The 7,784-nt window shown below is 67.9% G+C and carries 8 protein-coding genes, 1 pseudogene and 1 riboswitch; of the genes and pseudogenes, 3 read left to right on the top strand and 6 right to left on the bottom strand.

Going from position 1 to position 7,784, the window contains the following annotated elements:
• Nucleotides 1-89 precede the first annotated feature (89 nt).
• Together ACFVW8_RS14495 and thiC are read right to left on the bottom strand one after the other, a co-directional pair.
• Nucleotides 90-239 (bottom strand): annotated as a pseudogene (locus ACFVW8_RS14495) (epoxide hydrolase); the annotation flags it as partial.
• Nucleotides 240-364: 125 nt separating this feature from the next.
• Nucleotides 365-2,140, bottom strand: a complete 1,776-nt coding sequence (gene thiC, locus ACFVW8_RS14490) for a phosphomethylpyrimidine synthase ThiC (protein WP_389689681.1) — start codon at nucleotides 2,138-2,140, stop codon at nucleotides 365-367.
• A riboswitch (TPP riboswitch) is annotated at nucleotides 2,133-2,266 on the bottom strand. (Overlaps the previous gene by 8 nt.)
• Nucleotides 2,267-2,336: 70 nt before the next feature.
• Between thiC and ACFVW8_RS14485 the strand changes: the two genes are divergently transcribed.
• Nucleotides 2,337-3,683 (top strand): YibE/F family protein, encoded by a 1,347-nt coding sequence (locus tag ACFVW8_RS14485; RefSeq protein ID WP_389689679.1) that lies wholly within the window; start codon nucleotides 2,337-2,339, stop codon nucleotides 3,681-3,683.
• Nucleotides 3,684-3,764: 81 nt separating this feature from the next.
• Here ACFVW8_RS14485 and ACFVW8_RS14480 read toward each other — a convergent pair whose 3' ends face one another.
• From ACFVW8_RS14480 to ACFVW8_RS14465, 4 genes are all read right to left on the bottom strand, one after another.
• Nucleotides 3,765-4,202: an SsgA family sporulation/cell division regulator gene (locus tag ACFVW8_RS14480; protein WP_114245561.1), complete on the bottom strand. Its 438-nt coding sequence runs from the start codon at nucleotides 4,200-4,202 to the stop codon at nucleotides 3,765-3,767.
• A 101-nt stretch (nucleotides 4,203-4,303) separates the two neighbouring features.
• A complete protein-coding gene (locus tag ACFVW8_RS14475) occupies nucleotides 4,304-5,074 on the bottom strand; it encodes an IclR family transcriptional regulator (protein WP_389689678.1) in 771 nt (256 codons plus the stop codon).
• 237 nt (nucleotides 5,075-5,311) lie between these two features.
• Nucleotides 5,312-5,524, bottom strand: a complete 213-nt coding sequence (locus ACFVW8_RS14470; protein WP_389689676.1) for a DUF5326 family protein — start codon at nucleotides 5,522-5,524, stop codon at nucleotides 5,312-5,314.
• A 160-nt stretch (nucleotides 5,525-5,684) separates the two neighbouring features.
• Nucleotides 5,685-6,002 (bottom strand): cupin domain-containing protein, encoded by a 318-nt coding sequence (locus tag ACFVW8_RS14465; RefSeq protein ID WP_123460477.1) that lies wholly within the window; start codon nucleotides 6,000-6,002, stop codon nucleotides 5,685-5,687.
• A 68-nt stretch (nucleotides 6,003-6,070) separates the two neighbouring features.
• Between ACFVW8_RS14465 and ACFVW8_RS14460 the strand changes: the two genes are divergently transcribed.
• Both ACFVW8_RS14460 and ACFVW8_RS14455 read left to right on the top strand, forming a co-directional pair.
• Nucleotides 6,071-6,448: a phage holin family protein gene (locus ACFVW8_RS14460; RefSeq protein ID WP_389689674.1), complete on the top strand. Its 378-nt coding sequence runs from the start codon at nucleotides 6,071-6,073 to the stop codon at nucleotides 6,446-6,448.
• 67 nt (nucleotides 6,449-6,515) lie between these two features.
• Complete coding sequence (locus tag ACFVW8_RS14455) at nucleotides 6,516-7,646, top strand: cystathionine gamma-lyase (protein ID WP_389689672.1); 1,131 nt, start codon at nucleotides 6,516-6,518, stop codon at nucleotides 7,644-7,646.
• Nucleotides 7,647-7,784 lie beyond the last annotated feature (138 nt).

Below are 7,784 nucleotides of genomic sequence, written 5' to 3'. Positions count from 1 at the left end.
CACGAACTGGACTGACGGGTTGCGCCATCCGGGGTGGGCGCAACCACCGGCCTGCGCGGGAGAGCCGGCACCCGCGGGGCAGACCGCTCCTACCCGATGGCCGCTTGGGAGCTTGGGAGCTTGCGGAAGAACGTCTGTACATCCTTGAGCAGCAGGTCCGGCTGCTCCATGGCCGCGAAGTGCCCGCCCCTGTCGTAGGTCGTCCACTGGACGATGTTGTTCGCCCGGTCCGCGATGTGGATGCGCATGCTACGTCCAGCACCACTACGGGGGTCCGTTCTCCATGGTGGACGGCCGCAGCCGGCAGGGGGACACGACCGCGGGCCCCGGCGGGAAAAGAGCCCACGGTCGTCCACGCCAGGTGTCAGTCCGCCAGCGGCAGATACACCCGGTTGCCGCTCGCCGCGAACTCCCTGGACTTCTCCGCCATGCCCGCCTCGATCTCCGACTGCGAACCGCCGTGCTCACGCCGGATGTCGTGCGAGATCTTCATCGAGCAGAACTTCGGACCGCACATCGAGCAGAAGTGCGCCGTCTTCGCCGGCTCGGCCGGCAGCGTCTCGTCGTGGAACTCCCGTGCCGTGTCCGGGTCGAGCGCCAGATTGAACTGGTCCTCCCACCGGAACTCGAACCGGGCGTCCGACAGGGCGTCGTCCCACTCCTGCGCCCCGGGGTGCCCCTTGGCCAGGTCCGCCGCATGGGCCGCGATCCGGTACGTGATCACTCCGGTCTTCACATCGTCCCGGTTGGGCAGACCGAGGTGCTCCTTGGGCGTCACGTAACAGAGCATCGCCGTCCCCCACCAGGCGATCATCGCGGCTCCGATGCCCGAGGTGATGTGGTCGTACGCCGGGGCGACATCGGTGGTCAGCGGGCCGAGCGTGTAGAACGGCGCCTCCTCGCAGATCTCCTGCTGGAGGTCGATGTTCTCCTTGATCTTGTGCATCGGTACGTGTCCCGGGCCCTCGATCATCGTCTGAACCCCGAACCGCTTGGCGACCGTGTTCAGTTCGCCGAGCGTCCGCAGTTCGGCGAACTGCGCCTCGTCGTTGGCATCAGCGATCGATCCGGGGCGCAGCCCGTCACCCAGCGAGTACGTCACGTCGTACGACGCGAGGATCGTGCAGAGCTCCTCGAAGTGCTCGTACAGGAAAGACTCCTTGTGGTGCGCGAGGCACCACGCGGCCATGATCGAGCCGCCCCGGGAGACGATGCCGGTCTTGCGGCGGGCCGTCAGCGGAACGTACGGCAGGCGCACGCCGGCGTGGACCGTCATGTAGTCGACGCCCTGCTCGGCCTGCTCGATGACGGTGTCCTTGTAGATCTCCCATGTCAGCTCCTCCGCCCTGCCGTCGACCTTTTCGAGGGCCTGGTAGAGGGGCACGGTGCCGATCGGCACCGGGGAGTTGCGCAGTACCCACTCACGGGTGGTGTGGATGTTGCGGCCGGTGGACAGATCCATGACCGTGTCGGCGCCCCACTTGGTCGCCCAGGTCATCTTGTCCACCTCCTCCTCGATGGAGGACGTGACCGCGGAGTTGCCGATGTTGGCGTTCACCTTCACCAGGAACCGCTTGCCGATGATCATCGGCTCGATCTCCGGGTGGTTGACGTTGGCCGGGAGCACGGCCCGGCCTGCGGCGATCTCCTCGCGTACCACCTCGGGTGAGACGTTCTCCCGGATGGCCACGTACTCCATCTCCGGGGTGATCTCGCCCCGGCCGGCGTACGCCAGCTGGGTCACCGGGCGGCCGTCCCGGCTGCGCCTCGGCTGGCGCGGCCGGCCGGGGAAGACCGCGTCGAGATTGCGCAGCCCCCCACGCGGCGAGGTGTGCTTGAGCCCGTCGTCCTCGGGACGCGCGGCGCGGCCGGCGTACTCCTCGGTGTCACCGCGGGCGATGATCCAGTTCTCCCGCAGAGGTGCGAGTCCGCGGCGTACATCGGTGTCGACGGCGGGGTCGGTGTACGGCCCCGACGTGTCGTACAGCGTCACGTCCTTGCCGTTGGTGAGGTGCACCTGACGGACCGCCACCCGGAGGTCCGGGCGTGAGCCCTGGACGTACCCCTTGTGCCAGCCGATGGACTTCCCGGCCTCGTCGCTCTGATTGGAGGCAGGCGTGCGTGCGTCCGCTGTGGTCATGAGACCTACTCCCTACGCCGGCATTACCCGGTAACAGGTTCGGCGGTCGGCGCAGCGTGTCCCGTACGGACGTACGGAGATCAGCGCCCTCTCAGCCCGGTGCTCCGAGCTCCCGCGTGTGCAAAGGTGCCACCACGCTAACGCCCTCACCGGTGTGCTGAACAGAGGGCCCTGTTCTTCTTGCGATGATCGGCCGGTGACGTCCCCTCATATCGACCCCGAGCAGCCGGGTCCTCAGCACCCTCACGCGCACAGCCACAGCCACGGCCCCGCCGCACCCGTTTCCACGCATCTGCGCCGGGTGATCGCCGCCGTGCTGATACCGTTCGCGGCCGCGGTCGTGGTCGGGCTCGTGGTGCTCTGGCCCGGTGGTGCGCCGGCGCACGAGCGCACCGGGGTCGGCTTCGACCGGCAGACGCAGCAGGCCAGGGTGGTGAACGTCGACAAGGTCGACTGCAAGGACGTGAACGCGGCCCAACTGCCCACCAGCGGCGAGTCCACCCCGCCGACGGGAGAGCCGGCCGCCGGTGACAGCGGGGCCGGCCGTTGTGAGAAGGCCGAGATCGAGGTGACGAGCGGCAAGGACAAGGGGCGCACCTTCATCGAGGTGGTGCAGCCCGACGCACCGCGGCAGCTGCGCGAAGGACAGGGGGTGGTGGTCGCGTACGCCCCCGACGCGCCCCACGATCTCCAGTACTCCGTGACGGATGTGAACCGGAAGTTCCCGATGGCGCTGCTGGCCGGGATCTTCGCCGTGGCGGTGGTCGTCGTGGGCCGGCTGCGCGGGGTCATGGCACTGGTGGCGCTCGCCCTGTCGTTCGCCGTGCTGACCCTGTTCATCCTGCCGGCCATCCTGCAGGGGTCGAATCCACTGCTCGTGGCGGTCGTCGGGGCCAGTGCCATCATGCTGATCGCCCTGTACATCTGCCACGGGCTGACGGCCCGCACCTCCGTCGCCGTCCTCGGCACCCTGATCTCACTGCTGCTGATCGGGCTGCTCGGCTCGCTCTTCATCGGCTGGGCGAGCCTGAGCGGGAACACCGACGACAGCACCGGCCTCATCCACGGCCTGTATCCGCACATCGACATGAGCGGTCTGCTGCTGGCCGGCGTCATCATCGGTTCCCTGGGGGTGCTCGACGATGTGACGGTCACCCAGACGTCGGCGGTCTGGGAACTGCACCAGGCGGACCCGACGATGAATACGAAGCAGCTCTACCGGGCAGGGATCAGAATCGGACGCGACCACATCGCCTCAGTGGTCAACACCCTGGTGCTGGCCTATGCGGGCGCCGCGCTCCCGCTGCTGCTGCTGTTCTCGATCGCCCAGAGCAGCGTGGGGACGGTGGCCAACAGCGAACTGGTGGCGGAGGAGATCGTGCGTACGCTGGTCGGCTCGATCGGGCTGGTCGCCTCGGTGCCGGTGACCACCGCACTTGCGGCACTGGTCGTCTCCGCGGACCGTACGGGGCTCGGCGCGGAAGCCGGGGCTTCGGCACCCGTACGGAGCGGCAGAGGACGCCGCCGAAGGACGAGGTCCTGAACGGTTGCACACGGAGCGTGATTCACCCGTTCGGCAGGTGTGGTGTTCGACCGGCACCCAGGCTCCGGGCATGAGAGGCCTTCAGCCGGCGTTCTGTTCCTCGGCCAGAATTCGTCCCAATGCCTCTTCCAGATTGCCCTCGAAGTCACCCAGCGTGCACTCCTGCCCGAGTGGGACGAGCTTGTCCGTCCGGTCGAGAAACGCCACAAGGGGTGCCGTGCCCGCCCTGAAGAGGGCACGGTCCGCCCCCACCTGCAGCCGGATGTGGACGTCGGACAGCCCTTCGGGCTCGGTCGGCCCGATGTGCACATCGCCGTCGCCACTAGGGCTGTTGAGGCCGTCGAGCAGTAGCTCACGGCCAAAGGCCCAGGTGACGGGGGCGTCGCCGGGCAGATGGAAGGTCATCCGGATCGCGTACGGATCGCACACTTCGTACCGGAGCTCCACCGGGATACGGAATGAGAGCTCCTCGGAGACGAGGAAGCTCATCATGACCTCAGCTTGAACCGACTCGCGCATCGTTCAACCCCGCAGTAGATGAATCTGGCCAGGAATGATCCCCCATGGCCCTATTGACGCCATCGTGGTGCACGCGATAGCAGATCACAAGGAGTGATTTTTCAGATACTGATAGAGAACACGAACGAACGCAAGAGGCTGGCCACTTCGCCACGTAGTCGTTCGACTGCGGGGAGCAACCGTTCCTCTTGGTCGAGAGGGACGGAAATGGCCATCGCCGCGGCGGTGAATCCGGCCGTGATCGGGATGGCCGCACAGACCGTCCCGAGGGCATATTCCTGACGCTCGACGACAGGTTCCGTTCGCTCCAGTGACCTCAGCCGTTCAAGGAGCGCCGGACGGTCACGTACGGAGTAGCGGGTCAGCGGGCGCACCGGATGCCGGTCCAGGTGGTCCTCGCGGGCCTTCTCGTCGAGCCGGCTCAGCAGACACTGGCCGATGGCGTGGGCGTGGCCGGTCTCCCGGAAAGCGGCCCACTCGTCCACCGCAGGCGCTGCCGGGGTGTCGGCGACCGCGACGAGTTCGATCTCGCCGTCGCGGTAGATGGCGCAGTACACCGGTGCGCCGATGATGTCCCGCCAGCGGCCCAGCGACTGGGTCATCCGGCTGCGACGGTTCTGCAGTGCGCCGTCGCCCACGAGCCGCTCGGCGGCGGCGCCGAAGAGGAAGACGCCGTTCTCCCGGCGCAGATATCCCTCATGGGTCAGAGTGCGCAGCAGGTGATAGGCGGTGGGCAGCGGAAGCCCGGCCTCCCGTGCGAGCTGTTTGGCCGGGGCCCCGTCGCGATGGGCGCCCACGGCCTCCAGCAGCCTCAGTGCCCGCTGCACCGATCCGATCAATGTCGGCGCAGCGGTACTCGATGCCGCGGTCAACGGTCACCCCCAGGCGTGGTGACGGGCGGTCAGCCCGCCTGTGGAGGCCGCCCCCACATGTCTGCCGCAGGCCTGGGCCCGGAGGCCGGATGCCGTGCAAACCACTGGTCAGGTGGTGACCGACGGGGTTTTCCCAGGCGATGACAGCGTTTTCCACTGTATCGGCAGCGCCCCGAGGGGATGCCGATTCGTCTTCCGCTTAGCTCTGCTGGGCTAACCGTCCGACCGGTCGTGCGGTTACCAGCCGCCGCCCGAGGAGGAGGACGACATGAACTTCCGCACGACGAAGACGACCCCGCCGACCAGAACCACGAAGACCAGCACCTTGAAGAGCAGGCCGATCACGAAGCCGACCACACTGGCGATCAGTCCGCCGAAGACGACGATCGCGATGACGGGCACCGCGATCCACTTCACCCACCAGGGCATTCCCGCGTATATCTCCCGCACGGCCATCGTCCTTACCTCGTCTCTGTGAGTTCCTGCTTCGATGCTAGAGGGGCATGGGCGGTCGGCGGGGCCTCCGAAGCCCTTGAACTCCCCTGATCGATCCCCTAGGGATCCCCGAGAGACGGCTCAGCCTTCGGACGGCCCGGCCCCCTCGGCCGGCTCAGCCCTCGGGCGGCGAGAAGACCACCATCACCCGGAGGTCCTCGGTGATGTGGTGGAACTTGTGCGCCGTGCCGGCAGGTACATACACGACACTTCCTCTGCCCACCTGTGTCGTTTCCATGCCCACGGTGATCGACGCGCGCCCGCTGACGACGAGATAGACCTCGTCCTGCTTGTGCGGCTGCTGCGGGTCGAGCTCACCGGCATCCAGTGCGTACAGGCCGACGGACATGTTCCGTTCGCGCACGAACTGCAGATACGCGCCGTCGTTCGCGGCCCGTTCCGCCTCCAACTCGTCCAGTCTGAATGCCTTCATGGCCCGTCCGCCCCTTGCCTCTGCCCAGCCGGTGTCCGCCACCGATCATGTCTGCCACGATCAGACACATGAAGAATTTCGTAGTCAAGACGATCGCCAACGCGGGTGCGCTGGCCGTGGCCATCTGGCTCCTCCACGACATCACGCTGTCCGGCGGCAGCACCGGCCGCAAGGTACTGACCCTGATCGTGGTCGCCCTGATCTTCGGCCTGGTCAACTTTGTTGTGAAGCCGGTCCTGAAGCTGCTCACACTGCCGCTCTTCATCCTCACCCTGGGACTGTTCACCCTGGTGGTGAACGCACTGATGCTGATGCTGACCTCCTGGCTGGCCGACAAGTTCGATCTGAGCTTCCACGTCGACGGCTTCTGGACCGCGGTGCTCGGCGGACTGATCATCTCGATCGTGTCCTGGGCTCTGAACGTCGTCCTGCCCGACGAGGACTGACCAGCGCGCACCTGGAACAGTGCAGGCAGGACCAGTGACAGACCGGAGAGAGAAGCGAGGACGCAGGATGAGCACCATGGGCGAGGGAACCCGCGCGGTACGTGCCGGCCTTCCGGAACCGGAACAGTACGAACCGACTCTCCCCGGTCCGGTCTTCGCCGCGCACTTCCACCTGTCGGGCGAGCCGACCGGCCCGTACACCTACGGCCGTGACACCAATCCGACCTGGGCCCACCTGGAACGGGCGATCGGTGAGCTCGAAGCGCCGGGGGAGCGCGTCGAGACCACGGTCTTCGCCTCCGGAATGGCGGCGGTCTCGGCCGTCCTGCTGTCCCAGGCGCGCAGCGGTGACGTGATCGTGCTGCCCGACGACGGATACCAGGCGCTCCCGTTGGCACGGGCACAGCTGGAGGCCTTCGGGGTGGAGGTGCGGACCGCGCCGACCAGCGGCGATGCCCAGCTGTCCGCCCTGGAGGGAGCCAGGCTCCTGTGGATCGAGACCCCGTCCAATCCCGGGCTCGACGTCTGTGACGTGCGGCGGCTCGTGGAAGCGGCGCACGCGGGCGGGACGCTGGTGGCCGTGGACAACACGCTCGCCACTCCGCTCGGCCAGCGCCCGCTGGAGCTGGGCGCCGACTTCTCGGTGGCCAGCGACACCAAGGGCATGACCGGGCACGGCGACATCCTGCTCGGCCATGTGGCATGCCTCGATCCCGGGCTGGCGGCGGGCGTACGGCGCTGGCGCAAGGTCGTCGGCGCGATTCCGGGGCCGATGGAGGCCTGGCTGGCGCACCGCTCGCTGGCCACCCTGGAACTGAGGATCGAGCGGCAGTGCGGGAACGCCCTCGCTCTCGCCGAGGCGCTCTCCGAGCGCCGGGAAGTGACCGGGCTGCGGTATCCCGGGCTGCCCACCGATCCCTCCCACCCGAAGGCCGTACGGCAGATGCGGCGCTTCGGCTCCGTGGTGTCGTTCGTCCTGGCCGACCGGGAGACCGCCGAGCGCTTCCTCTCGGCGCTCCGGCTGGTGGAGGAGGCGACCAGCTTCGGCGGGGTGCGCTCCACCGCCGAGCGACGGGCCCGCTGGGGCGGCGACGCCGTACCGGAAGGCTTTATCCGCTTCTCGGTCGGCGCCGAGAACCCGGCGGATCTGGTGGCCGACGTGGAACGGGCGCTGGCCGAGGCGGTCGCCGGGAGCTGAGCAGCCTTACCGACAGCGGCAGATGCGGTACGGACGGTCCGAGCCTCCCCCCTCGTGGCTCGGACCGTCCCGGCCCTCCGCCTTCTCCGCGCGAAGAACCGCCTCGACAAGGCTAGTTGACTCTGCGTCAGTGTCCAA

Origin of the sequence: Streptomyces sp. NPDC058221 (genome assembly GCF_042882365.1) — a bacterium.
Taxonomy (GTDB): Bacteria; Actinomycetota; Actinomycetes; order Streptomycetales; family Streptomycetaceae; genus Streptomyces.
The sequence above is the reverse complement of the archived record's forward strand: the minus strand, read 5'-3'. Positions and strand labels throughout refer to the sequence as shown.

Coding starts and splice junctions, on each gene's coding strand:
- thiC (WP_389689681.1), bottom strand. CDS start 2,140: ATGACCACAGCGGACGCACGCACGCCTGCCTCCAATCAGAGCGACGAG.
- ACFVW8_RS14460 (WP_389689674.1), top strand. CDS start 6,071: ATGAAGAATTTCGTAGTCAAGACGATCGCCAACGCGGGTGCGCTGGCC.
- ACFVW8_RS14455 (WP_389689672.1), top strand. CDS start 6,516: ATGAGCACCATGGGCGAGGGAACCCGCGCGGTACGTGCCGGCCTTCCG.
- ACFVW8_RS14465 (WP_123460477.1), bottom strand. CDS start 6,002: ATGAAGGCATTCAGACTGGACGAGTTGGAGGCGGAACGGGCCGCGAAC.
- ACFVW8_RS14480 (WP_114245561.1), bottom strand. CDS start 4,202: ATGCGCGAGTCGGTTCAAGCTGAGGTCATGATGAGCTTCCTCGTCTCC.